General features: G+C 67.8%; 24 protein-coding genes. 10 read left to right on the top strand and 14 right to left on the bottom strand.

The annotated features are described in order from the left end of the window. The first annotated feature begins 166 nt into the window (after nucleotides 1-166). The 5 genes from RHCRD62_RS22450 to RHCRD62_RS22430 all read left to right on the top strand — a co-directional run bounded on the left by RHCRD62_RS22450 (nucleotide 167) and on the right by RHCRD62_RS22430 (nucleotide 4,892). Nucleotides 167-970 (top strand): crotonase/enoyl-CoA hydratase family protein, encoded by an 804-nt coding sequence (locus RHCRD62_RS22450; protein ID WP_050066953.1) that lies wholly within the window; start codon nucleotides 167-169, stop codon nucleotides 968-970. 100 nt (nucleotides 971-1,070) lie between these two features. After that, nucleotides 1,071-2,264 (top strand): thiolase family protein, encoded by a 1,194-nt coding sequence (locus tag RHCRD62_RS22445; RefSeq protein WP_050066952.1) that lies wholly within the window; start codon nucleotides 1,071-1,073, stop codon nucleotides 2,262-2,264. Nucleotides 2,265-2,291: 27 nt separating this feature from the next. Beyond that, the gene (locus RHCRD62_RS22440; protein WP_050066951.1) at nucleotides 2,292-3,053 is read left to right on the top strand and encodes a 3-hydroxyacyl-CoA dehydrogenase; all 762 of its coding nucleotides are present in this window, start codon (nucleotides 2,292-2,294) and stop codon (nucleotides 3,051-3,053) included. Nucleotides 3,054-3,079: 26 nt separating this feature from the next. Next, nucleotides 3,080-3,709 (top strand): TetR/AcrR family transcriptional regulator, encoded by a 630-nt coding sequence (locus tag RHCRD62_RS22435; RefSeq protein WP_050066950.1) that lies wholly within the window; start codon nucleotides 3,080-3,082, stop codon nucleotides 3,707-3,709. A 25-nt stretch (nucleotides 3,710-3,734) separates the two neighbouring features. Beyond that, nucleotides 3,735-4,892, top strand: a complete 1,158-nt coding sequence (locus tag RHCRD62_RS22430; RefSeq protein ID WP_050066949.1) for an acyl-CoA dehydrogenase family protein — start codon at nucleotides 3,735-3,737, stop codon at nucleotides 4,890-4,892. A gap of 195 nt (nucleotides 4,893-5,087) precedes the next feature. Here the strand turns inward: RHCRD62_RS22430 and RHCRD62_RS22425 are convergent, their stop codons facing one another. The 8 genes from RHCRD62_RS22425 to RHCRD62_RS22390 all read right to left on the bottom strand — a co-directional run bounded on the left by RHCRD62_RS22425 (nucleotide 5,088) and on the right by RHCRD62_RS22390 (nucleotide 13,577). Then, complete coding sequence (locus tag RHCRD62_RS22425; protein WP_050066948.1) at nucleotides 5,088-6,074, bottom strand: NAD(P)H-dependent flavin oxidoreductase; 987 nt, start codon at nucleotides 6,072-6,074, stop codon at nucleotides 5,088-5,090. A gap of 128 nt (nucleotides 6,075-6,202) precedes the next feature. Further along, nucleotides 6,203-6,835 carry a TetR/AcrR family transcriptional regulator gene (locus tag RHCRD62_RS22420; protein WP_050066947.1) on the bottom strand — a complete coding sequence of 211 codons (633 nt, stop codon included), beginning with the start codon at nucleotides 6,833-6,835 and terminating at the stop codon, nucleotides 6,203-6,205. A 73-nt stretch (nucleotides 6,836-6,908) separates the two neighbouring features. Then, nucleotides 6,909-7,766, bottom strand: a complete 858-nt coding sequence (locus RHCRD62_RS22415; protein WP_050066946.1) for an enoyl-CoA hydratase-related protein — start codon at nucleotides 7,764-7,766, stop codon at nucleotides 6,909-6,911. A gap of 19 nt (nucleotides 7,767-7,785) precedes the next feature. After that, the gene (locus tag RHCRD62_RS22410) at nucleotides 7,786-9,303 is read right to left on the bottom strand and encodes a class I adenylate-forming enzyme family protein (RefSeq protein WP_050066945.1); all 1,518 of its coding nucleotides are present in this window, start codon (nucleotides 9,301-9,303) and stop codon (nucleotides 7,786-7,788) included. A 44-nt stretch (nucleotides 9,304-9,347) separates the two neighbouring features. Continuing rightward, nucleotides 9,348-10,214 (bottom strand): SDR family NAD(P)-dependent oxidoreductase, encoded by an 867-nt coding sequence (locus RHCRD62_RS22405; RefSeq protein WP_050066944.1) that lies wholly within the window; start codon nucleotides 10,212-10,214, stop codon nucleotides 9,348-9,350. 174 nt (nucleotides 10,215-10,388) lie between these two features. Beyond that, complete coding sequence (locus RHCRD62_RS22400; RefSeq protein WP_253277436.1) at nucleotides 10,389-11,819, bottom strand: MFS transporter; 1,431 nt, start codon at nucleotides 11,817-11,819, stop codon at nucleotides 10,389-10,391. Then, nucleotides 11,816-12,607: an enoyl-CoA hydratase-related protein gene (locus tag RHCRD62_RS22395; RefSeq protein ID WP_050066943.1), complete on the bottom strand. Its 792-nt coding sequence runs from the start codon at nucleotides 12,605-12,607 to the stop codon at nucleotides 11,816-11,818. Before RHCRD62_RS22395 ends, RHCRD62_RS22400 begins: the two co-directional genes overlap by 4 nt. Before the next feature lie 19 nt (nucleotides 12,608-12,626). Beyond that, nucleotides 12,627-13,577: a PDR/VanB family oxidoreductase gene (locus RHCRD62_RS22390; protein WP_253277435.1), complete on the bottom strand. Its 951-nt coding sequence runs from the start codon at nucleotides 13,575-13,577 to the stop codon at nucleotides 12,627-12,629. Nucleotides 13,578-13,728: 151 nt separating this feature from the next. Between RHCRD62_RS22390 and RHCRD62_RS22385 the strand changes: the two genes are divergently transcribed. The 3 genes from RHCRD62_RS22385 to RHCRD62_RS22375 all read left to right on the top strand — a co-directional run bounded on the left by RHCRD62_RS22385 (nucleotide 13,729) and on the right by RHCRD62_RS22375 (nucleotide 16,132). Further along, a complete protein-coding gene (locus RHCRD62_RS22385) occupies nucleotides 13,729-14,511 on the top strand; it encodes an SDR family NAD(P)-dependent oxidoreductase (protein ID WP_050066942.1) in 783 nt (260 codons plus the stop codon). A gap of 22 nt (nucleotides 14,512-14,533) precedes the next feature. Further along, nucleotides 14,534-15,409, top strand: coding sequence for an alpha/beta fold hydrolase (locus RHCRD62_RS22380; protein ID WP_050066941.1), 876 nt, complete (start codon nucleotides 14,534-14,536; stop codon nucleotides 15,407-15,409). 81 nt (nucleotides 15,410-15,490) lie between these two features. Beyond that, nucleotides 15,491-16,132, top strand: a complete 642-nt coding sequence (locus tag RHCRD62_RS22375) for a TetR family transcriptional regulator (protein WP_050066994.1) — start codon at nucleotides 15,491-15,493, stop codon at nucleotides 16,130-16,132. Between the two features lie 123 nt (nucleotides 16,133-16,255). Here the strand turns inward: RHCRD62_RS22375 and RHCRD62_RS22370 are convergent, their stop codons facing one another. From RHCRD62_RS22370 to RHCRD62_RS22355, 4 genes are all read right to left on the bottom strand, one after another. Further along, entirely contained in the window at nucleotides 16,256-16,618 is a 363-nt protein-coding gene (locus RHCRD62_RS22370; protein ID WP_253277434.1) for an antibiotic biosynthesis monooxygenase, read from the bottom strand. Nucleotides 16,619-16,741: 123 nt separating this feature from the next. Further along, nucleotides 16,742-18,235 (bottom strand): aldehyde dehydrogenase, encoded by a 1,494-nt coding sequence (locus tag RHCRD62_RS22365; protein WP_050066940.1) that lies wholly within the window; start codon nucleotides 18,233-18,235, stop codon nucleotides 16,742-16,744. A gap of 18 nt (nucleotides 18,236-18,253) precedes the next feature. Continuing rightward, nucleotides 18,254-19,078 (bottom strand): mycofactocin-coupled SDR family oxidoreductase, encoded by an 825-nt coding sequence (locus RHCRD62_RS22360; RefSeq protein ID WP_050066939.1) that lies wholly within the window; start codon nucleotides 19,076-19,078, stop codon nucleotides 18,254-18,256. A 132-nt stretch (nucleotides 19,079-19,210) separates the two neighbouring features. Beyond that, a complete protein-coding gene (locus RHCRD62_RS22355; RefSeq protein ID WP_050066938.1) occupies nucleotides 19,211-20,224 on the bottom strand; it encodes a GNAT family N-acetyltransferase in 1,014 nt (337 codons plus the stop codon). 186 nt (nucleotides 20,225-20,410) lie between these two features. On the opposite strand from RHCRD62_RS22355, the gene RHCRD62_RS22350 reads away from it, so the two are divergent. Both RHCRD62_RS22350 and RHCRD62_RS22345 read left to right on the top strand, forming a co-directional pair. Beyond that, entirely contained in the window at nucleotides 20,411-21,580 is a 1,170-nt protein-coding gene (locus RHCRD62_RS22350) for an aromatic ring-hydroxylating oxygenase subunit alpha (RefSeq protein WP_050066937.1), read from the top strand. Between the two features lie 52 nt (nucleotides 21,581-21,632). Further along, entirely contained in the window at nucleotides 21,633-22,784 is a 1,152-nt protein-coding gene (locus RHCRD62_RS22345; protein WP_050066936.1) for an acyl-CoA dehydrogenase family protein, read from the top strand. Nucleotides 22,785-22,859: 75 nt separating this feature from the next. Here RHCRD62_RS22345 and RHCRD62_RS22340 read toward each other — a convergent pair whose 3' ends face one another. Further along, nucleotides 22,860-23,741 carry a sulfurtransferase gene (locus tag RHCRD62_RS22340; protein ID WP_050066935.1) on the bottom strand — a complete coding sequence of 294 codons (882 nt, stop codon included), beginning with the start codon at nucleotides 23,739-23,741 and terminating at the stop codon, nucleotides 22,860-22,862. Between the two features lie 139 nt (nucleotides 23,742-23,880). After that, nucleotides 23,881-25,233 (bottom strand): MFS transporter, encoded by a 1,353-nt coding sequence (locus RHCRD62_RS22335; RefSeq protein WP_050066934.1) that lies wholly within the window; start codon nucleotides 25,231-25,233, stop codon nucleotides 23,881-23,883. Between the last annotated feature and the right edge of the window lie 137 nt (nucleotides 25,234-25,370).

The raw sequence follows: 25,370 nt of genomic DNA, 5'->3' as shown, positions 1-25,370 counted from the left end.
GTCTGGTACTGATGNNTCTCGACCGCGGTCACGGTCGAATTCATCAGTACCAGACCGAACTGAACGGGCGCTAGCTAACGTCGCCCATTGACGCCGTCCGCCACAGCGTGGTAACCATCTTAGCGAGCGTTCAGTAATCGATCACACACCGATCCGAGGAGCAGTCATGGCCGACGAGTCGACCACCGCACCCGAGCCCGCTGCGCTGTACGAGCGCCGCGGCAACGTCGCACTCATCACCCTGAACCGTCCGCGCGCGATGAACGCGGTCAACGGCGCACTGTCCACCGCCGTCGGCAACTTCCTCGAGCAGGCCGAGGCCGACAACGAGGTGCGGGTCATCGTCATCACGGGCTCCGGCCGCGCGTTCTGCGCGGGCGCCGACCTCAAGGCTCTGGGCTCCGGCCAGTCCCTCGAGGCCGAGGGGCACCCCGAATGGGGCTTCGCCGGGTTCGTCCAGCACTGGGTGAGCAAGCCGACGATCGCCGCGGTCAACGGCTTCGCCCTCGGCGGCGGCACCGAACTCGTCCTTGCCAGCGACCTCGCCGTCGTCGACGAGAACGCCCAGCTCGGCCTGCCCGAGGTCAAGCGCGGCCTGTTCGCAGCCGCGGGTGGCGTCATCCGCCTGCAGCAGCAGATCCCGAAGAAGGTCGCGCTCGAGCTGGCCCTGACTGGTGAGCCGATCACGGCCGCGCAGGGCAAGGAGCTGGGCCTGGTCAACCGGGTCGCGCCCGCCGGGACCGCGCTCGACGTCGCCCTCGAACTGGCCGAGAAGATCGCCGTCAACGCACCCCTCTCGGTCCGCGAGTCGAAGGCGATGATCCACCGCACCGCGCTCGGACCCGACTGGGAGCCCGGTGTGTGGGAGGCCAACCTCAAGGCCTTGCAGGTCGTCTTCACCAGCGCTGACGCCATGGAAGGCCCCCGCGCATTCGCCGAGAAGCGCGCCCCCGTCTGGCAGGGCAAGTAGCACCTCCTGGCGAGGCCGCCACCCGATCTCGGTCCGGCGCTCTGTCGACCCCCTCCGGAGCGCCGGGCCGCAACAAACCCTCCACGAAAGGAACACCCTCATGACGAACGCAGTCATCGTCGACGCCGTCCGCCTCGCGTCCGGCAAGGGCAAGATGGGCGGCGCGCTGTCCGGGACGCACCCGGTCGAGCTCCTCGCCACCGTCCTGCGCTCCATCGTCGAGCGCAACAACCTCGACCCGGCACAGGTCGACGACGTGATCGGCGGCTGTGTCGCCCAGGTCGGCGAACAGTCCCTCAACATCTCCCGCACCGCACTGCTGTCTGCCGGATTCCCGGACTCGGTGCCCGCCACCACGATCGACCGCCAGTGCGGGTCCAGCCAGCAGGCCGCACACTTCGCCGCGCAGGGCATCATGGCCGGCGCCTACGACATCGTCATCGCGTGTGGTGTCGAGTCGATGAGCCGCATCCCGATGGGCACCGCCACCCTCGGCAAGGACACGCACGGTCCCGGCATCCACGCCCGCTACCCCGAGGGACTGGTCAACCAGGGCATCTCCGCCGAGCTGATCTCCGCGAAGTGGAAGCTCGACCGCGACACCCTCGACGCGTACTCCGCGCAGTCGCACCAGCGTGCGGCCGCCGCGATCGCCGCGGGCGCCTTCGACAAGGAAATCGTGCCGATCGAGGTGACGAATGCGGCTGGCGAGACGGTCACGCACCTCGTCGACGAGACGGTCCGCGCCACCACCACCGCCGAGGGCCTCGCCGGCTTGCGTCCGTCGTTCCGCACCGACGAGTACGCCGCGCGATTCCCGGAGGCCGGCTGGAACATCACGCCCGGCAACTCGTCGCCGCTGACCGACGGTGCGTCCGCAGTGCTGATCATGAGCGAGGAGGCCGCGACCAAGCTGGGGCTGACACCGCGCGCCCGCTTCCACTCGTTCTCCGTCGCCGGCGACGACCCGGTCTTCATGCTCACCGCCCCGATCCCGGCCACCCACAAGGTGCTGGCTCGCGCAGGCCTGAGCATCGACGACATCGACGCGTACGAGGTCAACGAGGCGTTCGCGCCGGTTCCGCTGGCCTGGGCGCACGAGTTCAACGCGGATCCCGCGAAGCTGAATCCGCGAGGCGGCGCCATCGCCCTCGGCCACGCACTCGGTTCGTCGGGCACCCGTCTGCTCACCACCCTCGTCAACCAGCTCGAAGCGACCGGCGGACGCTACGGCCTGCAGACGATGTGTGAGGGCGCGGGCATGGCCAACGCCACCATCATCGAACGTCTCTGACCCCCAACACATCTCGAAAGGCAGCTCATGATCGTCAACGACAGCGTCGCTGTTGTCACCGGTGGCGCATCGGGCCTCGGCCTCGCCACCACCAAGGCACTCCTCGCGGACGGCGCGCAGGTCGTCATCATCGACCTGGCGTCCTCCAACGGTGAAACCGTCGCAAAGGAACTCGGCGACCGCGTCCGCTTCGTCGCGGCCGACGTCACCGACGAGGCCGCGGTCACCGCCGCCCTCGACGTCGCCGAGTCCCTCGGACCGCTGCGCGTCGCCGTGAACTGCGCCGGCATCGGCAACGCCATCAAGACCGTCGGCAAGCAGGGCGCGTTCCCGCTCGACGCGTTCAAGAAGGTCGTCGACGTCAACCTGTTCGGCACGTTCAACGTGCTCCGCCTCGCCGCCGAACGGATCGCGAAGACCGAGCCCGTCGACGGCGAGCGCGGCGTCATCATCAACACCGCCTCCGTCGCCGCGTTCGACGGCCAGATCGGTCAGGCCGCGTACTCCGCGTCCAAGGGCGGCGTCGTCGGTATGACCCTGCCGATCGCCCGCGACCTCGCGTCGCTGTTGATCCGCGTCGTCACCATCGCACCCGGCCTGTTCAAGACGCCGCTGCTGGGTTCGCTCCCCGAGGAGGCCCAGAAGTCCCTCGGCGGACAGGTTCCGCACCCGTCGCGTCTCGGTGATCCGTCGGAGTACGGCGCTCTGGCCGCGCACATCGTGTCGAACCCGATGCTCAACGGCGAGACCATCCGTCTCGACGGCGCCATCCGCATGGCACCGCGCTGACGCACGCCAGAACCGAGGAGGGGCCGATGACTGTACTGCCGCAGACCACCACGACGTGGCGGGAGTTCGAGCCGATGCAGCTCGGCCCCATCCTCGGTAACGCACTGGACGCATTCCACGAGAACGGTTTTCACGGCACCACCGTCCGCGACCTGGCTCGCCGCGTCGGGGTGACGGTACCTGCCCTGTACTACCACCACGAGAACAAGGAAGCGATGCTCGTCGCGCTTCTCGAGTCGGCGGTACGCAACCTCATCGACCGCTGCCGGGCAGCGGTCACAGAAGGCGGCGACGATCCGGTCCTTCGTTTCTCGTATTTCTACGAGGCCGTGGTGCTGAACATGACGCACCGCGCCCGCCCGTCCGCCCTCGACTCCGAGGTCCGGCACCTGTCGCCGGAGAATCGCCGGAACTACGCCGCCGTCCGCAAGGAGATCGAGCTGATGCTGGTCGATCTCGTGTCCGACGGGGTCGACCGGGGTGTGTTCGTCGTCGACGACATTCCCGAAACGGTCCGCGCCCTGCTCGGCATGGGCCAGTCCATCGCGCGCTGGTTCCAGTTGGACGGGCCGTTGACCCCCGACGAGGTCGCCGCCAGCTACACCGCCATCGCCCTCCGCGTGGTCGGGTGCCAGGAGTCACCCCACCACCCGTGAGAACCGTCCACAAGGAGTGAAAACAATGCAGCGCAGGCACTTCGAATCCGATCACGAGGACTACCGCGGAACCGTCCGCGAGTTCCTCGCCCGCGAGGTCGAGCCCCACTTCCTGCAGTGGGAGGAAGACCGCCTGATCGACCGTGCGTCCTACGTCGCCGCAGGCAAGGCAGGCGTCCTCGGGCTCGGTGTCCCCGAGGAGTTCGGCGGCTCCGGCGTCACGGACTACCGCTTCCGGCAGGTCGTCTCCGAGGAGATCGCCCGCACCGGCACCACTGCGTTCGGTGGCAGCCTCGCGCTGCAGGACGACATTGCGATCCCGTACATCATCCACCTCGGTACCGCGGAGCAGAAGGATCGCTGGCTGCCGAAGATGGCCACCGGTGAGCACATCGGCGCGATCGCAATGACCGAGCCGGGCGCCGGATCGGACCTGCAGGGCGTCAAGACCACCGCCGTCCGCGACGGCGACGAGTGGGTCATCAACGGCCAGAAGACGTTCATCACCAACGGGATCCACTCCGATCTCGTCATCGTCGTGTGCCGCACCGATCCCGGCGCAGGCTCGAAGGGCTTCTCGCTGATCGTCGTCGAGCGCGACACTCCCGGGTTCAGCCGTGGACGCAAGCTGCACAAGGTCGGGCTCGCCGCGCAGGACACCGCCGAACTGGTCTTCGAGAACGTTCGTGTGCCCGCGGAGAACCTCCTCGGCACCGAGGGTCGCGGCTTCATCCACCTGATGGAGAACCTGCCGCTCGAGCGCATCGGCATCGCCGTCGGCGCCGTCACCGCGGCCCGGGCCGCCTATGAGTGGACGAAGAACTACGCGTTCGAGCGTCAGGCGTTCGGCAAGCCGATCGGCGATCTGCAGAACACCCGGTTCGTCCTCGCCGAGATGCTCACCGAGATCGAGGTCACCGAGTCGCACATCGACCGCTGCGTCATCGCCCTCAACGCGGGTGAGCTGACGGCTGTCGACGCGTCGAAGGCGAAGTGGTGGGCCACGGAGCTGCAGAAGCGCGTCGTCGACCGCGGCGTCCAGGTGCACGGCGGCTACGGCTTCATGATGGAGTACCCGATCGGTCGCGCCTACGTCGACACCCGCATCCAGACGATCTACGGCGGCACCACCGAGGTCATGAAGGAGATCATCGGCCGCGACATCGCCGCCGAGTTCAAGTAGTTCGCAATCCACACTCTCGGGTGAGGGGAACCCTTGACCGGTCTGACCGGTCAAGGGTTCCCCTCACCCGTTTCCGTAGGAGGACAACGTGTTCGATCCGAACGGAGAACGGGCACTGACCCGCGCGCCCGGTTCCCTGATGTCACATTCGGTCACTCAGCGATACCAAATGTGACATCAGGGAACACACGGCGGTCAGAGGGCGGCCAGGGCGACCTTCGCGGCGGCGTACTCGGACGTCAGACGCTCGACGAGTTCCGAAGCGGGCACCACCGCGTCAACTGCGCCGACACCGTGGCCTGCGCCCCAGATGTCGCGCCACGCCTTCGCGTCGCTCTTCGCGGCCTCGGTGCCATCGGACTCGCCGGTGCCGAAGTCCATGGCGGTCGGGTCGGAGACGGGGAGGTTGTCGGCGTCGAGACCGGCGGCGGTGATGCTGCCGCGCAGGTAGTTTCCGTGGACCCCGGTGAACAGGTTGGAGTACACGATGTCGCCGGCCTTCGAGTCGACGACCATCTGCTTGTAGCCGTCGACGGCGTTCGCCTCCTCGGTCGCGATGAACGCCGATCCGATGTAGGCGAGGTCCGCGCCCGCGGCCTGCGCGGCGAGGATGGAGCGGCCGTGCGCGATGGAGCCGGACAGCAGCACCGGCCCGTCGAACCATTCGCGGATCTCCTGGACCAGCGCGAACGGCGACTGCGTTCCTGCATGTCCTCCGGCGCCCGCGGACACGGCGATGAGGCCGTCGGCACCCTTCTCGATCGCCTTGCGCGCGAACCGGTCGTTGATGATGTCGTGCAGGACGATGCCGCCGTACGAGTGGATGGCCGCGTTGACGTCCTCGCGCGCTCCGAGGGAGGTGATGACGATCGGCACCTGGAACTCGACGACGGTCGCGAGGTCCTCCTCGAGCCGGTCGTTGGACTTGTGCACGATCAGGTTGACCGCGAACGGGGCCGACGGCGTGTCGGGGTTGTTGGCGTCGTACTTGGCCAACGCCTCGGTGATCTGTGTCAGCCATTCGCGCAGTTGCGCCTGCGGGCGCGCGTTCAGCGTCGGGAACGAGCCGACGATGCCGGCCGTGCACTGGGCGATGACGAGGTCGGGGCCGGACACGATGAACATCGGCGACGCCACGACGGGCAGCCGCAGCCGGTCCTTCAGGATCGAGGGCAGGGCCATGTGATTCTCTCCTTGAGCAGCAGGCAGGTAGTTAGAGCATCTCACGGTTACCTAGCGATCGCTAGGGGGTCGAGACCGCGAATCCACCGTGGCGGTCGTCACAACCGTTCATGCCCCGTCAGTGCTGGTCAAGCACCGAATTCGGCGGCCGCCTCCGGTGTCAGAATGCCCGGAACCAGAAACTTCGTCAGCATCCGGCGATGGTCCGGATCGGTGTCGGAACCGAAGTCCATCCGTCCGACGAGGATCAACTGGACGAGCGCGATCCACTGGCAGATCTCCGCGTTGGTGCGGTCGGCCCGAACCTCTCCGCGCTCGCGTGCGGCGTCGATGACCGGGCCCCACATCTCCTCGGTCAGGCGAGCGGCGAGACCCGAACTCCCCACGAGTGCCGTCGCCAGGTCCATGTGCTCGGGACTGACGATCAAGCGGACCACCGGATCGGCCCGGCCCCTGTCCACCAGGTAGATGAGTCCGTCGACGATCTGGTCGGCGAACGTCGATCGGCGACGCAGATAGGCGCGCGCCTTCGTGAACAACCGCCGCGACCGCACCTCGATCAACGCGGAGATCAGGGTGTCGCGGTCACTGAAGTAGCGATAGACGGTGGGCCGGGAGATGTTGGCTTCCTTGGCGATGTCGTCCATCGTCGTCTTCGCGACACCGAACCGCTCGAAGGTGCGCTCGGCCGCCTCGAGGATCTGTCCGCGCGCCTTCGCGGGATCCTCGCTCAGCACACTGCCTGTTCGCCGCCGCGCCATCGCACCCTTCTCCTGGTGTGGGCCGAGCGCCCTACCCCGGCGTGGATGCTACCGCCTCACCTTCGTCGAGTAGTTACACCGAGCCGCCGAACAGGTCGGGCAGACCTGCCGAGATCCGGTCCGGAAACTCGGGTGAGCGCTTCTCCAGGAACGACTCGACACCTTCGCGCGCATCACCCGACGCACCTCGTAGGTAGACCGCGAGCGAGTCGGCCCGGTGCGCCACCTCGGGGCTCTCGGCTCCGAGCATCCGCCACATCAGCTGACGGGTGAGTGCGACCGACACCGGCGCCGTTCCGGTCGTCATCTCTCGCGCCACCTCGATCGCCCTGGCCAGCACCCGATCGGCAGGCACGATCTCGCTGACGAGCCCCTGCGCGAGGGCCTCCTCTGCGGACACCATCTGGCCTCCGAGCGTCCAACGCAGCGCCGTCGCGATGCCGACCACGCGCGGCAGGAACCAGGACGAGCACGCCTCGGGAACGATGCCGCGCTTGGTGAACACGAACCCGAATCGTGCGGTGTCCGAGGCGATCCGCACATCGGCGGGCAGCGTCATCGTGACACCGACCCCGGCAGCTGGGCCATTGATCGCGACGATCACGGGCTTGGTGGACCGGTAGAACCGCAGCGAGACGAGACCGCCCTTGTCGGCCGGTGCACCACCGGTTTCGGGGTCGTCGCCGAGGACGAACGTGTCGCCGCCGCCACCGAGGTCCGCGCCGGCGCAGAAGGCCCGACCCGTTCCGGTGACGACGACGGCCCGGACACCGTCGTCGGCGTCGCACTCGTCCATGACCTCGATCAGGCGGTCGCACATCGCGTTGGTGAAGGCGTTCAGCCGGTCCGGCCGGTGCAGGCGCACCACCGCGATGTCGCCGTCCCGTTCGAGGAGCACCGTCTCGTCGAGCGCGGTCGCATTGTCGGTCATGACTCCCCTGCCGTCGTCGTCATCGCACCTTCGCGAATCGTTCTGCCACGTCACGGTACTCGTCACGGATGGCCGTCTTGGACAGTTTGCCGCTGGGCAGTCGGGGCAACGGTTCGTCCCGGATCACGACGTACCGGGGCACCTTGTAGTCGGCGACGACCTCGTCGCAGTACGCGACGATCGCGGCGGCGTCGACGTCGCCGCTGACGGTGACGATGGCGGCGGGCGTCTCGCCGAAGCGTTCGTCGGTGGCGGCGATGACCGCGACCTCCTCGACGCCGTCGATCTCGCCGATCGCCCGCTCGATCTCGACCGGGGAGATGTTGATACCGCCGGTGATGATCAGGTCCTTCATCCGGTCGACGAACTTGACCCTGCCGCCCTCGTCGAGGGTGCCGAGGTCGCCGCTGTGCAGCCAGCCGTCGCGCAGCGCCTGCGCGGTGGACTCCTCGTCGTTCCAGTAGCCAGGGGTGACACCGGGTCCGCGGAGGACGATCTCGCCCTCCTCACCCGCGTCGGCGTCGGTGCCGTCGGGACGAACCACCTTGAGTTCGGTGAAGATCGAGCCCGTTCCGCACGTGTCGGGGTGGGTGAACGCCTCGTCCCGGGTGGTGGCGGTGGCGACGCCGCCGGCCTCGGTCATGCCGTAGATCTGTCGCAGCTGGACTCCCTTGTCCGCCCACGACTTCAGCAGTGCCGGGGCGACGGCGGCGCCGCCGACGATGGCGGTGCGCAGGGACGACACGTCGGCCGCTTCGAACTCGGGCGTCCGTGAGATGGCCTCGAAGACGAGTGGCACCCCGAACAGCGCATTGACCCGATGCTCCGAGATCAGGGCCGCGGCGCGGCCGGGCTTGAGTTCCTTCTCGATCACCAGGGTGTTGCCGAGCACCACCGACATCACCAGACCCCAGACCAGGCCCGGTGTGAACACCAGCGGAAGCAGCAGCAGCGCAGTCGAACCCGGACGGAATCCCTCCTCGGTGAGGGTGGCTTCGAAGACGATGTTCAGCAGCGTCTGGTTGGTGCAGACGACGCCCTTGGACAGACCGGTCGAACCGCTGGTGAACAGGATGGCGACCGGGTCTTCGTAGCCGCGGTCGATCCGGAAGTCGTCACGACCTCCGTCACGCAGTCCGGCGAAGTCGTCGAAGGACAGCGCCTGGAACTCGGCACCGCGCGCCCGGGTCTGTTCGATCTGCTCGGCGAACTCGGCGGGCGCGATCGTGAGGACCGCACCTGCATCGTCGAGGACCTTGCGCAGTTCGGCGGGCTTGAGTCGCGGATTCAAGGGCACCAGCACGGCACCCGCCTTGAGCACGCCGAGTGCGAGTACCGGCCAGGTGATCGAGTTGGGGCCGACCACGCCGACCCGATCGCCGGGTGCGATTCCCGCATCGACGATCCGGCGAGCCACCCGGCTCGACCAGTCCTGCAGCTGCCGGTAGGTCAGCGCCTCGTCGTCGACGATCAGCGCCCGCTGATCTCCCTTGGTGTCGGCCCACCAGTGCAGTGCCGACCCGATCGTCGCAGCCATGTCGTCCTTCTTCAGTCGAGATTTCGTGGGGCGGTGGGCGCGGTTCAGGAGGCCGCGGTGGGGTTCAGGTCCTCCTCGAACCACATCCCGACGCGCGAGAGGGTGCCGCCGTCGGTGGTCGGCATCGTGACACCCGACATGTAGGCCGAGTCGTCGGAGACGAGGAACAGAGCCGCCTTCGCGTTGTCGACCAGTGACGGCGGACGGTTCAGCTTGAGCGGGATCGGCGAGACGATCGGATCCCACGGGCCTGCGGTCTCCTCGTAGGACTGGCCGACGACCGGGGTGCCCGCCGGGGCGAGGAAGTTCGGGGACATGCCGTGGGTGGGGGCGATCGCGTTGACCCGGATACCGAACTTGCCGAGGTCCAGGCTCAGGCCGCGGACCAGGCCGTTGATGCCTGCCTTGGTCGCCTGGTACAGCGCGATGCTGTGGTAGGACACGATCGAGGACGCGGACGAGGTGGCGAGGATGACGCCGCCGCCGTTGGCCTTCAGCGCGGGAACCGCGGCCTGTGCCGAGTAGACGACACCGCTGAGGTTGACGCCGCAGACGTGCTGCCAGTCCTCTTCGGTGAGGTCCTCGAAGGCGACCTGCTCGCCGCCGGCGACGGACGGCACGCCTCCGCGCGAGACGACGCCCGCGTTGGCGAACATGATGTCGAGCTTGCCGAACTCGTCGACGGTACGGGCGACGGCGTCCACCATCTGCGCCTTCTTGCTGACGTCCGCGACGATGTCGATGGCGGTGCCGCCCTGCTCCTGTACGAGCTTGACGGTGCCCGCCGCGCGCTCCGGGTCGATGTCGACGACCGCGACCTTTGCCCCTTCGGAGGCGAACAGCTGGGCGGACTGGCGTCCGAGCCCCGAACCTCCGCCGGTGATGATCGCGACCTTGTTGTCGAGCTTCATGGGATCTCCTCGGGTGGGACGAGTGCCGACGCCGATCTACCGGCGTCCGGGATCTGATCGTGAATTTGTTTGATGTGCACCGGATGTCGAACACGGCGCCTGTAATCACACTCCGTGTCGGTGGTCCGACCCCAGGTGCGTTGTGAGCCACGTTACGCCTCGAGCTGTGAGACGTCAATCAACATTTGTTCTTTGATATCGGCTGGTGAGCAACCCGACCACACCCGCACCGGCCGCTGCCGCACCACCGATCCAGAACGCGAGGGTGAACGCCGATTCGGATGCGACACCGGAACCCGGCACCGTCATCGAGGCAAGCAGGGCCGCGACCGTCGCGCTCGCGAGCGAACTGCCGAAGATGCGCGCGATCGCGTTCACGCCGTTGACGACGGCGGTGTCACCGGCGGGCACCGCGTCGACGAGGAGCGAGGGCAGAGCGGCGTAGGCGCCGCTGACGAACACGTTGACCACCACCGCCGCCACGACCATCTGCCAGGGCCGCTCGTGCGCGAAGATCAGCACACCGAAACCGGCCACACCGACGCCGCACATCGCAGCCAGCACCCGGTCGGCGCGGAACCGGTGGATCAGCCGGCCGCTCACCGCAGCAGACAGGACACCGGCGACCGATCCCGGCAGCAGGAAGAGCAGGCTTGCCTGCAGGACGGTCACACCGAACCCGTAGCCCCCGACATCGTCCTCCATCTGCACGAACTGTGCGATCCCGAGGAACTGGACGTACATCGCGGCGCCGACCAGCACCGCCGCGAGATGCGCGGGCGTCACTGCCCGGCCGATCAGCGACCGAGGCGGTACCAGTGGTGCGGCGCATCGTTTTTCGTGCCGGATCCACCACAGCAGGCAGCCCAGCCCGCCGACGGCCAGCGTCAGGGCGAGCCCTACCCCCAACCGCCTGCCCTCCGCGATGGCCAGCAGGAAAGCACAGAGTCCGGCCGCGAGCAGCACCGCACCCGCGAGGTCGAACCGGCCGCCGCCCGTCTCGGGTCGACCTGTGTGGGGAATCGCAAACCAGGTGGCGACCAGGGATATCACACTGAGCACCAACAACATCCAGAAGACGCGGCGGTAGTCACCGCCGCCCGCGACCAGCACCCCCGCCGCAACCATACCGACTCCGCCGCCGGCCGCCATGATGCCGGACATCAGGCCGATCGCATGGGTGAGGCGACGCTCGTCGAGGACCGCGCGGAGCACCGCGACACCGATCGGGAAGAGCGCGAAGGCCGTGCCCTGCAGCACCCGCCCCACGATCAGCAGCGGCAGTGACGGCGCCAGGACGCACACCAGCGAGCCGACGACCACGACGATCAGCGTCCCGATCAGCACCGGACGTCCCCCGCGCTGGTCGGCGAGTCGGCCGAGCACCGGTGTCGTCACCGCGGCGGCGAGCAGGTTCGCGGTGAGCACCCACCCGACCGCGGTCGGCCCGATGTCGAGTTGACGCGACATAGTGGGGATCACGGGAACCACGGCGGCCTGCAGGATCGACAGCGTCATCACCGAGAAGCACAGTGCGGCAACAACTCGTCCCCCGTGCACTCGGGTGGGCGCGCCGGGGACGTCGGTACGGACCGCGGCGGTCACCTCCCGGCCCACTGCGGCGTTCGCCTGGCCGCGAATGCCCGCGGCCCCTCCTTCGCGTCCTCGCTCGTCATAACGATTCGGGCGGCGTCCCGGTTGAGCGCCCAGTCCTCCTGCGCCCAACCCGTGGTCGCAGCCGCGCACTCGTGCATCACGCGCTTGCTCTGCTGCACGGCGACGGGCGCATTCGCCGCGATCGTCTCCGCCAGGTCGAGCGCCACCGCGAGCGCGGTTCCGACCGGAGCGACGGTGTTGACCAGGCCCAACTCGTACGCGCGGGCCGCGGACACCGGGCGTCCGGTCAGCGCGATCTCCGCGGCGACCTTCGGCGGTACCTGCCGGTGGATCCGCAGGACACCTCCGGCGGCGGCGATGAGTCCGCGAGTGACCTCGGGCAGCCCCAGCGAGGCACGCTCGTCGATGACGGCGAGGTCCGCGGACAGCACGATCTCGGTGCCGCCGCCGAGCGCGAATCCGTTCACGGCCGCGATCACCGGCTTCGGGATCCAGTGCCGGACGATGCCGGCGAAGTCACGGTCGCGGTGGTCGGGGTCGTAGACGGCGCGTCCCGCGGCGATCTCCTTCAGGTCCGCGCCCGCGCAGAAGGCCCGCCCCGCACCGGTGATGACGACGACGCGCACCTGCGGATCGGTCGCCGCCCGTTCCAGCGCCGCGCCTGCCGCGACCGACAGCGCGGAGTTGACGGCGTTGAGCGCGTCGGGCCGGTTCAAGGTCACGATCGCGACGTGGTGGCGCACCTCGTACAGTGCGGCGGTCTCGGTCTCGGTCACGGTGGTCTCCTGGTGATGGCTAGAGGTCGAGGACGAGTCGGGGCGTGCAGCTGCGGGAGACGCAGATCATCATCGCGTCGTTCGCCGCCTGCTCGGCGTCGGTGAGGACGGAGTCGCGGTGGTCGGGTGTGCCACCGAGGACCGCGACCTCACAGGTCCCGCAGGTGCCCTCACGGCACGAGAAGTCCACGGCGACCCCGCTGCGCTGCAGCGCGTCGATGATCGACTCGGTCTCCGCGACCTCGACGACGCCACCGCTTCGGCCCAGCTCGACCTCGAATGCACCGTCTTCGGTGTCGCCGATGTCCTTGGGCGCGAACCGTTCCACGTGCAGAGTGACGTGATCGCGGTCGCGGCAGGCCGATTCGATCGCCTGCAGGAGCGGTTCGGGACCGCAGCAGTAGACGGCCGTCCCGGGCGCGGCGGCGTCCAGCGCGGCGGCGAGGTCGAGGATGCCGTACTCGTCCTGCGGGCGCAGCAGAACCCGGCCGGGGTGCGCTGCGGTCAGGTCGTGGGCGAAGGCCATGCTCACTCGGGTGCGGCCGCCGTACAGCAGCTGCCACGGCGCCTCACGCTTGTCGACCTGGCGGAGCATCGGGCGCAGCGGGGTGATGCCGATGCCGCCGGCGACGAAGAGGTAGGAGGGTGCGTCGGCGAGGGCGAAGTGGTTGCGCGGACCGGCGACCTCGACGAGGTCGCCGACCTCGAGCTTGTCGTGCACGTACGCCGACCCGCCGCGCCCGTTCGGTTCGCGCAGCACGGCGACGGTCAGCGACGTCGTGTCGTCGGGGTCGCCGCACAGTGAGTACTGCCGGGTCACCTCACCGAGGACGAGATCGAGATGAGCGCCCGGCTCCCAGCCCGCCACGACGCCGCCGTCTGGGTCCGTGAGCGTCACGAGCACGACACCGTCCGCGGCGGGCTCCTTGGCACTCACCTGCATCCACCGGGCGGTCTGGCTGTCGATCATGGGCCTGTCCACTTCACTCGATTCGAACTTGATTAAATCTTATGCAATTAGATTAATGGGGCGCAAGGCCGACGTAGATCGCACTTGCAGACAGGCGTGCTCGGGGTCTAAATCTATAGTTGTTAGCCATCTGACCGACAGGAGCACGCACATGGACGCACCTTCCTCTCCCGGATCGGTGCTCGACCTCTTCCGCCTGACCGGATCGGTCGCGGTCGTGACCGGGGCGGGCAGCGGACTCGGAGCGGGATTCGCGCGGGCTCTCGCCGAGGCGGGCGCCGACGTGGTCGTCGCGGCCCGCCGCCGCGAGAAGCTCGAGCAGGTCGCCGAGTCGGTCACCGCGCTTGGTCGCCGCTGCCTGGTCGTCCCGACCGACGTCACCGACCCGGACCAGTGCGACGCCCTGGCCCGCGCGGCGGTGGCCGAGTTCGGCCGCCTCGACATCCTGGTCAACAACGCGGGCGTGACACATGCCGCGGCCGCCACTCGCGAACGTCCCGAGGACTTCCGAAACGTGCTCGACGTCAACCTGTTCGGCGCGTACTGGATGGCACAGGCGTGTGCCCGGGTGATGCAACCGGGTTCGAGCATCGTCAACGTCGCCAGCATGCTCGGTCTGGTGAAATCCGTACTGCCACAGGCTGCGTACGCGTCGAGCAAGGCCGGGCTCATCGGCCTCACCCGCGACCTGTCCAACCAGTGGTCCGGACGGAAGGGCATCCGGGTCAACGCCATCGCACCCGGCTTCGTGGAGACCGACATGATCGACGAGATGCCGGCGGACACCCTGGCACGGTTCGTCGGCGAATCCTCACTCGGCCGGACCGCGACGCAGCGCGAGATCGACGCTGCGGTGGTGTTCCTGGCGAGTCCCGCTTCCGGCTACGTCACCGGATCGACCCTCGCGGTCGACGGCGGCACGTCCGGGCACTGATCCCACGAAAGGGAGCCGACCGATGATCGACACCACCACGGCCGTTCGCCTTCCCGGCGACGGCGTCACCCTCACCGCGGACCGCTGGGACCCCGACGGCACGCACTCGCACGGCACAGTGTTGCTGCTGCACGGAGGTGGCCAGACGCGGCATTCCTGGCAGCGCACGGGCGCGCGACTCGCCGAGCACGGCTGGAGTGCGATGGCCGTCGACGCCCGCGGGCACGGGGACAGCGACTGGGCCGACGACGGCGACTACGCGATCGCGGCGCACGCCCGCGACCTGATCGCCGTCGCGGCCTCACTCGACACTCCCCCGGTACTCGTCGGCGCGTCGATGGGCGGCATGGCCTCGCTCGTGGCGCAGGGTGCGAACCCGACGCTCGGGCGCGCGCTCGTCCTCGTCGACATCACCCCGAAGGCCGAACCCGACGGACTCGCAAAGATCTCCACCTTCATGCGAGAGGGCCTGGCGGGCTTCGACACCCTCGACGACGCCGCAGCCGCGGTCGCCGCGTACAACCCCCACCGCCGGCGCCCGCCGCGGATCGACGGGTTGCGCAAGAACCTGCGACTGCGCGACGGTCGCTGGTACTGGCACTGGGACCCGCGGATGCTCAGCCACCGCGAGAACGGTCCCGAGCAGGCGGGTGTCCGGGAGGAGCAGGCGCGGGCCGCGGCACGCGCGATCACTGTCCCCACCCTGTTGATCCGCGGGTCGCAGTCCGATGTCGTCAGCGACGAAGGAGCCCGCGACCTTCTCGCACTTATCCCTGGATCGCGGCAGGTCGACGTCGGCGGGGCAGGCCACATGGTCAGCGGGGACGACAACGACGTACTCAGCGAGGGCCTGCTCGAGTTCCTCGCCGACGACGTGTCCGCATACCGACCGCGGTGACACGGCAGCCGCCCACCCACCCGTTACGATCGGTTCCACCAACCAGGCGTGCCGTCTGGTGCCGCCGAATGGAAGTCCGAGATGCCTCGCCCGTCGAAACCGCTGATCAGCCGCGCCTCCGCGGTGGCTGCCTCCATCGACATCATCGACACCGACGGTCTCGACGCCTTCAGCCTGCCGCGTCTTGCTCAGCACCTCGGTGTCCGGGCACCGTCGCTCTACCACCATTTCTCCGACAAGTCGGAAATCCTCTCCGCGGTGGCCCGGCAGATCGCCGGAGCCGGATCGATCCCGCGGCGCAAGCCCGGACCGGACTGGCCCGAGTACTTCGTGTCGATCGCGCTCAACTTCCGGCAGTCGATCCTGCGCCATCGGAATGCCGCCCCGATCCTGCTGCAGTACCTACCGCGTGACCTGCTGCTCGGCACCTACGAGGAGACCGCCCGGTTCCTGGAGGCGTCCGGGGTTCCGGCGAGGCTGCACGTACAGATCCTCGACGGCATGGAACGGCTCTCGCTCGGCGCCGCCCTCACCGAGGCGATGCGCGGTCCGAGCACCCGCAAGACGATCTTTCCGAACGTCGACTCCGAGTCGCAGCCCACGCTGGCCCGCGCGCTCGCCGAGAACGAGCTGACGTCCAAGAAGCTGTACGAGGAGATGGTCCGCAGTTTCCTCTACGGCGTCATGCGGGACGAGGTGAGCGCGGACGCCAAGTCCGCGTGACGGCCCCGGCCGCCGAGACCTCGCAGGCCCTGGTCGGGGTGCGCCCACCCGTTCCTTCCTGAATGGCGCATTCAGGAAGTCTGACCGTATGAATGGGCCATTCAGGAACCGGAGGCGAGACCTTCAGGGACGTTCGAAGAGGTCCACTGCTGTCGTGGTGCGCTCGTCCGGCAGCTCCTCCGCGATGTTCGTGCCGGTGCGGAGCCACCCTCCCCGCAGCGCCGATCGAAGCCAGTTGTCCAGGGCGACCTGGGTTTCGAAGCGGAGGATGATGACGCAGACGTCCGAGGTGCTGCTCTCCTTGAGCCAGCCGCCGCCAAGGAACCCCGGGAAGATCCGGGCGAGTCCGAGGCCGCTCTGGATCCAGTCGGTAAACTCGTCGTCACGTCCGGGTCGGATCCGGCGGACGATCGTGGTCGTCACGTTCCCGTCCGCAGACGCGCCGGTACCGAGGTCGGTCGACCCGATTCCGTCGGTGTTGTTCACTGTTCCGCCTCGACTCCCACACGCGGCCACTCGTGCGACCAGTCCAAAGTAACAGCGTAACGACCACTGGCGGTGCTCCGGAACGAATGTTCCGGAACACCGCCAGATCGGCTTCGGTCGTTGCTACGCGGACGGTGCGGGCATGTGCACCGTCTTGGTCTCGAAGAACTCCTCGAGACCTTCGACACCGCCCTCACGGCCGACCCCGGACTGCTTGTATCCCCCGAACGGAACGGTGAAGTCGATGACGGCGCCGTTGACGCTGATCGTTCCGGTCCGGATGCGCTGTGCCAGAGCGTAACCGCGGTCCAGATCCTCGGTGTACACCGCACCGGAGAGCCCGTAGATGGAGTCGTTCGCGATCGCGACCGCCTCGTCCTCGTCCTCGTAGGTGATCAGCGAGATGACCGGACCGAACACCTCCTCCTGCGCGATCCGCATGTCGTTGCGCACGCCGTCGATCAGTGTCGGAGCTACGAAGTAGCCCTGATCCACACCCTCGGGACGACCGCCGCCCAGGACGACCGTCGCACCGTCCTCCACCGCCGTGGCGATGTAGCCCTCGACGCGGTCCCGGTGTCGCGCACCCGCGAGCGGGCCGAGGAAGTTCGTGGGCTCCCACGGGTTACCGATCGGCAGTGCACCGTACGCGGCCTTGAGTACCTCGACGACCTCGTCGTGGCGCTTGCGGGAGACGAGGACGCGGGTCAGTGCGATGCACGCCTGCCCCGACTGCATGCAGCCGCCCATCGGCAACGACTGGAGAACGTGGTTCAGGTCGGCGTCGTCGAGAATGATGGCGGCCGACTTGCCACCGAGTTCCAGGGAGACACGGGCAATGCGTTCGCTGGCCAGCGCCGCAATACGGCGGCCCGCGACGGTGGACCCGGTGAACGAGATGTGGTCGACGTCGGGATTGGTGACCAGGGTCTCGGACACCTCACGGTCGGCGATCAGAACGCTGACGACACCCTCGGGGATACGGCCCTCGGCGACGAGTTCGGCGATGACGTCGGCGAACACGGCCGGCGACAGCGGTGCGTCGGGCGCGCCCTTGAGAATCACCGAGCAGCCGGCGGCGAGAGCAGGCGCGACCTTGAAGGCGATGGTGCCCAGCGGTCCGTTCCACGGAATGATCGCGGCGACAACGCCGGTCGGCTCCTTGAGGATCCGGGAAATGCCGCCGTCCGCGCGGGTGCGGTCCTCACGGACCTCGAACGTCCGCGCCTCCGCGGCGACCGCACGGAACAGGCCTGCGGTCATCTGCTGGGTGCCCGCGCTGACGGCGATCGGGATGCCGACCTCGAGCACGCCGATCGTGGTCAGTTCCTCCACGCGGTGCTCGAGCCGGTTCGCGATCTCCTCGACGACGTCGGCCCGCTCGGCCATCGTCTTGCCCGCCCAGACGCCCGCATCGAAGGAAGCACGGGCCGCGGTGACGGCACGCGCAACATCTTCCGCTGTGGCACTGCGGATCCGGGCAGAACGCTGCTCGCTCCAGGAATCGACGAGGTCGATCCACTCGTCGCCGGTCGAGTCGACCCAGCGGCCTCCGATGAAGACCTGCTCGCGGTCGGCGATCGGCGGGGCCGATGCGGTGGTGTCGGTGATGGTCATCTGCTGTGGCCTCTTCTCTCAGCGAACGTTGTAGCCGGCGTCGACGGGAAGTGTGACTCCGGTGATGTATCGGGCCTCGTCGGATGCGAGGAAGACGATCGCGTTGCTGATGTCGACGGCCTCGATCAGCTCGACCGGCATCGGGTTCTTGTAGGACTCGTCGTTCGCGACCTCGGGATGGGAGTTGACGAAGGCGCCGTACTCCGCGTTGGCGACCATCGGGGTGTTGACCCCGGTCGGGTGAATCGTGTTGACGCGGATGAAGTGTTTGGCCAACTGCTTCGAGTACAGCCGCATCAGGCCGACGACGCCGTGCTTCGCGGCCGAGTAGCCGGCCTGGCCGGGGAACGTGTTGAGCCCGATGCTGGTCAGTCCGGCCGCCGAGCTGGTGATCGCGATGGAGCCGCCCTCGCCGCGCTCGATCATGCCGGGCACCGCGACCTCCAGGACGTGCCAGACGCCGGTGAGCATGGTGTCGACGGCGTCGTGCCAGGCCTGCGGCTCGACGCCCTGGTCGATCACGGGCATGATGCCCGCGTTGGGAACCAGGATGTCGACGTGACCGAACTGCTCGATGCCCGCGTCGTAAGCGCGCTGCACGTCGTCGCGGTTACGGACGTCGCCGACGGTGGTGACGATGCTGCCGCCTGCCGCCTTGACGAGGCGCTCGGTCTCGGCGAGGTCTTCCTCGGTGGCCATCGGGTAGAACACCGACGGAATCTGTGCGCAGATGTCCATGCCGATGATCGCCGCGCCCTCCTCCGCGAGACGGATCGCGTGCGCACGGCCCTGGCCCCGCGCGACACCGGTGATGAATGCAACCTTGCCTTCGAGCCTGTTCATGGGATTCCTTCTTTCGCTGACGATGTCGACCGGACCGTCATCGCTCGGCGACCGATCGGACCGTGGAGTCGACCTCCGGGTGAACCGGGGAGGTGAATGCGACCGGGGATGCCGCAGCCGCTGTGAGTGTCGTCACAGGACGCTACCCCCGAGATTTGCATGAGTCAACGTTTTACACAGATCGTTCTCTGTCTCACGTCTCAGATCCTCGACCTGGTAGCAGGCATGCGCTTCGTCCTGCTCGAAGGAGAGCAGCCGGCACATCCGCATGACGCGCTCGTCGTCCGGGTCGATGCGCATCAGCGCTACCTGGGCACCAGCGTCACGCAACGCGACGAGTGCCCGGACCAACAGCGCGGACCCGAGCCCCCGACCGGAGGCACGATCGGAGACGACGAGTGCCCCGAGCCACGCTGCGCGAAGTTCCTCGTGCTCGTGGAGTGCCGGGTCGAAGCGCACGTAGCCCGCCGGCTCGCCGGACAACGACGCGGTGATCGCGAGCCCGGAATCGTCAGCGCGAGAGAGGCTGTCGCGGTGCCGGCGCGGCACGGTGGCCGCTGCAAGCAGCTCGGTCATCTCGGCGCCGATCGCGGTGGCCGCGACCGGCTCCGACAGCGTCGCCTCGGTCGTCACGGGATCGAGAGGTTCCGCCCACGGCCCCGACAGGTGGCGCAGCAACGTCCACTGGCGTCGCACTGCGGGCACCCCGAAACGCGTCGTCAGCCGCTCGGCGGCGGGGTGCGAGCCGTAGGACCACACCCGCAGCACCCGCGCCCCCGTGCCGGCCCAGCCATCGCCGCTCATGGTGTCCAGACCCAGCTCCTCGACCAGGAGGGTGGCGATTCCGCGTGACCGGTAGTCGGGGTCCACGACGAACTGCACGGAACCGAGCCCGTCGACGCCGACGACGAGACGCAGGTAGGCGACCACGACCCACGGGGCGTCGTCTCTCGCACTGAGGTCACGGCGGGCCTTGATCGGCAGGTGCCACACCCGCTGCGCGTCCGACGAGAGGGTGTCCACGTCACGCGGGTCGACGGCAGAGAAACCCGCCTCGGCGTCGAAGTCCGCCGCTCGCCGCACCAGCGCGAGCACCTCGTCACGGTCGCCCACAGCAAGCTCGTCGCACCACCGGTAAGAGATCATTCCAACTCCTCATCGAGCGAATGTGCGGATAAATCTAACGACCATCGGTTTATGCCGCAAGGGTGCGGCGCAACCGAGGGTTTACAGCTAAATCTAAATCTATTAGATTTAGCCCATGGATCGGCGGTCCCGGCGCGTGTGCGTCGCGACTCCGCCGACGTCGCACACGAGATTGGGAGGAAACCGATGACCGAGGTCGGAGCACCCCGCGAGGAACGCATTCGGCGGGCCCTGGACCACCTGCGCAACGACACCACCGACGAGTTCGAGCACATCACCTGGTTCGAACCCGTCGAGTTCACCGATCCGGAGGTCGCCAAGCGTGAACGTGATCGCGTCTTCGGTCGGGTGCCGACCATCGTCGCCCACGGATCCGAGATCCCCAAGGCAGGCGACTTCTTCACGCTCCAACTGCCGCGGAACAACGTCATCGTCGTCCGCCAGCGGGACGGCAGCGTCAAGACCCTCGTGAATCAGTGCCGCCACCGCGGGGCGATGGTCGAGAAGGAGGAGAAGGGCCGCTGCCGCCTGTTCTCCTGCCCGTATCACCGCTGGTCGTACGACACCGACGGAACGCTGCGCACGATCACCCGCGACAACACCTTCGGTGAGGCCGACCGTTCCGAGCGCAACCTCGTGCAGCTGCCCACCGAGGAACGGCACGGGTTCATCTGGGTCGTCGACGATGCCGCCGCGACCATCGACGTCGCCGACTGGCTCGGCCGGGACATGGACGACATCCTTGCCTCGCAGGATCTGGGCTCGAAGGTGACCACCCGCGTCAAGGTGTTCGAGGAGCCCGTCAACTGGAAGCTGATGCAGGACGCGTTCCTCGACGGCTACCACATCCAGTACGCGCACCCGAACACCGCGGCGAAGCACATCCACACCAACGTGATGGCCTTCGAGGACTTCGGGCACCACTGCAGGTTCATGAACCTGCGCAAGACCATCGACCGGTGGATCGAGGAGGATCCCGGCGATCGCAGCCTGGCCGAGCACACCACCGAGACCTACTTCATCGGACCGAACAGCACACTGCTCCGTCAGCCCGATCACTACCAGCTGCTCACCTTCCGTCCGCATCCCAGCGATCCGCAGCAGTGCCGCATGGAGATCCGGCTGATCTGCCCGACCCTCGAAGACAGCGGAATGACCGAGGAACGCTGGAACCGCATCTGGGACAAGAACGTGGAGATCCTCGTCGCGGTCCTCCACAACGAGGACTTCCCGATCCTGCGCGATTCGCAGCGAGCGATGGCCAGCGCCAACGCGGGCAACATGCTCCTCGGCCGCAACGAGGTCGCCAATCAGGTCTTCCGCCGCGAGATCCAGAAACTCGTCAGCGCCAACTGACACCGAACAAGGGCGGTGGGTGCCTGTCGGCACCCACCCCTAGGAGGCTTACGTGGAGAGCGATCTCTTCGACAAGGACCACGAACTGTTCCGCGACTCGGTTCGCGGATTCGTCGAGAAGCACGTCGTCCCGAACCTGGAGAAGTGGGACGCGAACCGGCTCATCGACCGCGACACCTGGCTGGCCGCCGGCCGCCAGGGGTTGCTCGGACTGACCGTGCCCGAGGAGTTCGGCGGGCCCGGGGAATCCGACTACCGGTACCGGGTGGTGATCCAGGAGGAGATCGCGCGTGTCGGCGCGTCGGCGCTGCAGTCCGGCTTCTCCACCAACGACGACATCGTGCTCAACTACCTGTTGCGGCATGCCGACGACGAACAGAAGCGTCGCTGGCTGCCCGGATTCGTGACCGGCGAGACGATCGGTGCGATCGCGATGAGCGAGCCCGCCGCCGGGAGCGACCTGCGCGCGGTCACCACCTCCGCCGTCCAGGACGGCGACGAGTGGGTCCTCAACGGCGCCAAGACGTTCATCACCAGCGGCATCCTCGCCGACCTGGTGATCGTCTTCGCCAAGACCGATCAGGACGCCGGGTCGAAGGCATTCAGCCTGTTCGTCGTCGAGGACGGGACCCCCGGCTTCTCCCGCGGCCGCAAGCTCGACAAGGTGGGTCTGCACGCCCAGGACACCGCCGAACTGTTCTTCGACAACGTCCGAATCCCCCACGAGAACCTCCTCGGAGACCGAGGCGCCGGATTCACGTACCTGATGCAGTCGCTTCCCCTGGAGCGACTCGGAATCGGCATCGCTGCACAGGTTTCCGCGGAGGCGGTGTTCTCCTGGACGATGGACTACGTCCGCGAACGCACCGCGTTCGGCAAGCGGATCGGCGAATTCCAGGGCATGGGCTTCGATCTCGCGAAGCTCCGCACCGCGATCGAGGTCTCCCGCGCGTACATCGACCGGTGCATCCGCGAGTACAACCAGGACACCCTGACCGCCGTCGATGCGTCCAAGGCGAAACTGTGGGCCACCGAGTTGCAGGGGCAGGTCGTCGACGCGGGCGTTCAGTACCACGGCGGCTACGGCTACATGATGGAGTACCCCGTCGCCAAGGCCTACCTCGACCACCGAATCCAGCGGATCTACGGCGGCACCAACGAGATCATGAAGGAGATCATCCACCGGGACCTGATGAGGGACTGAAATCTCCTCGACTGCAAGAAATAGTGGGGCGGACCGAAGAGGTCCGCCCCACTTTCGTGCTTCGCTGCCGACGAATCAGGCAGTCGGCTCGCCAACCTCGAGCGGCAGCGACCCGTCGGAGACCCACTCGTTCATCGACCCGTCGTAGACCGCGACGTCCTCACGGCCGAGACGGGCCAGCTGGAAGGCGAGGAAGGTCGCGGCGATGCCACCCCCACAGTAGGTCACCACCGACTTGTCCTCGTCGAGCGCGCCGGCCTCGGCGAAGAGCGGCCGCACCAGGTCGAGGTCACCGACCCGGCCGTCGTCGGTGACCAGGTCACCGAAGAAGACGTTGACACTGCCCGGGATCCGTCCCGGACGTCCGTATCCGTAGGTGTCGACCTCGCCGCGGAACGTCTGCGGCTCCAGCGAGTTCACCAGGACGCCTGCCGGATTGCCGATCCCCGCGAGGACGCTTTCCTTGGTGGCCAGCAGTTCGGGCCGACGCTCACCGGTGAAGGTCGCGGCCGGATAGCTGTTGCCGCCACCCTGTTCGGTGTCGAACCCGGCGGACTTCCAGGCTCCGAGCCCGCCGTCGAGAACCGACACCCGGTCGAACCCCTCGAGGCGCAGGTTCCACCACAGCCGCGTCGCCCACAGGTTCCCGCCCTGGTCGTACAGGACGACGTGGGTGTCCGCGCCGATGCCGAGGGCGCCCGCGCGCTGCGCGAACGTGTCGTGGTCGAGGCTGGTGAAGGCATACGGCGACTCGGTGGTCGCGAACTCGCCGAACACGTCGGCGTGCGCGGCACCCGGAATGTGCTCGGCCTCGTACGACTCGCGGCCCGACGCGGTGAACGACTCCCCCGAATCGTTTCGACCGTGCGAAATGCTGACGTCGTAGATCCGGATGCTTTCGTCCGAACGACGGGCGGCGAGCCAAGCGGCGTCGACGAGCAACGGGGCGGTGGACATGGGTACAGCTCCATCCTGCGTGGCGGCGACCCGGCACGCATCGAAAACCTAATCTTCGTAGACAAGGCTATCCCCCGGGCTGGGCACGGCGAGGGTTCCAATCCCTGTGATCGGAACCCTCGCAGACGGCTACGCGAAGCTAGGCCGGTACCGGTACCTCGTTCCTGCTCGTCGTCGTGGTCGACTCCGAACGCGTCCGCGACAGCGCGGCCGCCACCAAGCCGAGCAGTGCGATACCGCAGAGCAACAGACTCAGCCAGATCGTGGTGTCGTGGAAGGCCAGCGGGACGGCGACGACGGGAACGATCGCCGCGCCGAGCGCGTTGCCGGTCTCCCGGCCCAGTCCGAGGCCGCTGTAGGCGTGTTTGGTGTCGAAGAGCTCGGTGACGTAGGCGCCCATGGGACCGAAGATCGCAGCGACGCCGATGCCGTTGCCGAAGGCGAGAACCAGGCAGAACACGATCGGCGTGCTGTAGCTCGACAGCAGGTAGAACGCGAGCCAGGCGAACAGGGCGCTGTAGACGAAGCCGAACATGATCACCGGGCGGCGACCGAGGCGATCCGACAGCCCACCGAAAACGGGAATGAGGGCAGCGTTGGCGAGCTGGGCAGCAATCAGACCGACGAGGACCTGGGTCTGGTCGAGTCCGAGCTGGTTACGTCCGAACGTCCCCATGAACACCAGGTAGAAGTACCCGATGCCGGTCATGCCGATCGCCATGACCATCACGGTGATCAAGGCACGCGGCTGCTGACGGATCACGTCACGGACAGGCGTCTTCGACGTTTGCGCCGCACCTTCGATTCGGCGGAACTCCGGGGTTTCCGGCAGTGAGCGTCGCAGCCACAGCCCATAGGCGAGGATGATGCCGCTGAGCAGGAACGGGATTCGCCAGCCCCAGTCCAAGAACGCTTCCTTGGACAGCACGGCGGACACGGCGAGCAACGCACTGCTGCCGAGTACGCCTCCCAGCGCGGAACCCATACCGGGAAGGGACCCGAGGAGGCCGCGCTTGCGTTCCGGTGCGAACTCGACCGCAACCAGTGTCGCGCCGCCGTACTCGGCGCTTGCGCCGATGCCCTGCAGGATCCTCAGGAACACGAGCAGCGCCGGTGCGAGCCACCCGATCTGCTCGTAGCTCGGGAGCAGACCGACAAGTAGCGTTGCCGCGCCCATCAAAACCAGGGTGAGTACGAGAATGCGTTTGCGGCCGATGCGGTCGCCGAGGCTGCCGAGGATCACTCCGCCGATGGGGCGGACCAGGAATCCGACGGCGAAGGTGCCGACCGCCTGCAGGGTTCCCAGGAACGGACTGGACCCACTGAAGAACACACTCGCGAAGACCACGGAGGCCGCTGCCGCGTAGAGACTGAAGTCGTAGTACTCGAGCAGGGTTCCAATGAAGGCCGCGCGGCTGGCTCGTCTGGACTCAGCGGGAGACTTGGCTCCGTCGGCGCGGGTCGCCGCGGTTGAGGGTTGGGACTCGGTCATGCACACCTCGCGTGTGAGCCGGGCAGCGCCCGGGACGGCCTGTGATGCACGACACGTTAACCGATAGCTTTTAGGTTTGTCTACGGCAGCGCGACGCTCGAGCAGCCGAAATATGTGTATCAGCCATGTATCTCGCG

Source organism: Rhodococcus sp. RD6.2 (assembly GCF_001040705.1).
Classification (GTDB): Bacteria; Actinomycetota; Actinomycetes; order Mycobacteriales; family Mycobacteriaceae; genus Rhodococcus_G.
This window is presented reverse-complemented; position numbering and strand designations above follow the sequence as displayed.

Excerpts from the sequence above, each read along its gene's own strand:
- RHCRD62_RS22340 (WP_050066935.1), bottom strand. The coding sequence starts at position 23,741 with ATGTCCACCGCCCCGTTGCTCGTCGACGCCGCTTGGCTCGCCGCCCGT.
- RHCRD62_RS22440 (WP_050066951.1), top strand. The coding sequence starts at position 2,292 with ATGATCGTCAACGACAGCGTCGCTGTTGTCACCGGTGGCGCATCGGGC.
- RHCRD62_RS22350 (WP_050066937.1), top strand. The coding sequence starts at position 20,411 with ATGACCGAGGTCGGAGCACCCCGCGAGGAACGCATTCGGCGGGCCCTG.
- RHCRD62_RS22380 (WP_050066941.1), top strand. The coding sequence starts at position 14,534 with ATGATCGACACCACCACGGCCGTTCGCCTTCCCGGCGACGGCGTCACC.
- RHCRD62_RS22360 (WP_050066939.1), bottom strand. The coding sequence starts at position 19,078 with ATGAACAGGCTCGAAGGCAAGGTTGCATTCATCACCGGTGTCGCGCGG.
- RHCRD62_RS22385 (WP_050066942.1), top strand. The coding sequence starts at position 13,729 with ATGGACGCACCTTCCTCTCCCGGATCGGTGCTCGACCTCTTCCGCCTG.
- RHCRD62_RS22390 (WP_253277435.1), bottom strand. The coding sequence starts at position 13,577 with ATGATCGACAGCCAGACCGCCCGGTGGATGCAGGTGAGTGCCAAGGAG.
- RHCRD62_RS22415 (WP_050066946.1), bottom strand. The coding sequence starts at position 7,766 with ATGACCGACAATGCGACCGCGCTCGACGAGACGGTGCTCCTCGAACGG.
- RHCRD62_RS22405 (WP_050066944.1), bottom strand. The coding sequence starts at position 10,214 with ATGAAGCTCGACAACAAGGTCGCGATCATCACCGGCGGAGGTTCGGGG.
- RHCRD62_RS22335 (WP_050066934.1), bottom strand. The coding sequence starts at position 25,233 with ATGACCGAGTCCCAACCCTCAACCGCGGCGACCCGCGCCGACGGAGCC.
- RHCRD62_RS22435 (WP_050066950.1), top strand. The coding sequence starts at position 3,080 with ATGACTGTACTGCCGCAGACCACCACGACGTGGCGGGAGTTCGAGCCG.
- RHCRD62_RS22445 (WP_050066952.1), top strand. The coding sequence starts at position 1,071 with ATGACGAACGCAGTCATCGTCGACGCCGTCCGCCTCGCGTCCGGCAAG.
- RHCRD62_RS22365 (WP_050066940.1), bottom strand. The coding sequence starts at position 18,235 with ATGACCATCACCGACACCACCGCATCGGCCCCGCCGATCGCCGACCGC.
- RHCRD62_RS22425 (WP_050066948.1), bottom strand. The coding sequence starts at position 6,074 with ATGGCCCTGCCCTCGATCCTGAAGGACCGGCTGCGGCTGCCCGTCGTG.
- RHCRD62_RS22375 (WP_050066994.1), top strand. The coding sequence starts at position 15,491 with ATGCCTCGCCCGTCGAAACCGCTGATCAGCCGCGCCTCCGCGGTGGCT.
- RHCRD62_RS22450 (WP_050066953.1), top strand. The coding sequence starts at position 167 with ATGGCCGACGAGTCGACCACCGCACCCGAGCCCGCTGCGCTGTACGAG.
- RHCRD62_RS22430 (WP_050066949.1), top strand. The coding sequence starts at position 3,735 with ATGCAGCGCAGGCACTTCGAATCCGATCACGAGGACTACCGCGGAACC.
- RHCRD62_RS22420 (WP_050066947.1), bottom strand. The coding sequence starts at position 6,835 with ATGGCGCGGCGGCGAACAGGCAGTGTGCTGAGCGAGGATCCCGCGAAG.
- RHCRD62_RS22355 (WP_050066938.1), bottom strand. The coding sequence starts at position 20,224 with ATGATCTCTTACCGGTGGTGCGACGAGCTTGCTGTGGGCGACCGTGAC.
- RHCRD62_RS22410 (WP_050066945.1), bottom strand. The coding sequence starts at position 9,303 with ATGGCTGCGACGATCGGGTCGGCACTGCACTGGTGGGCCGACACCAAG.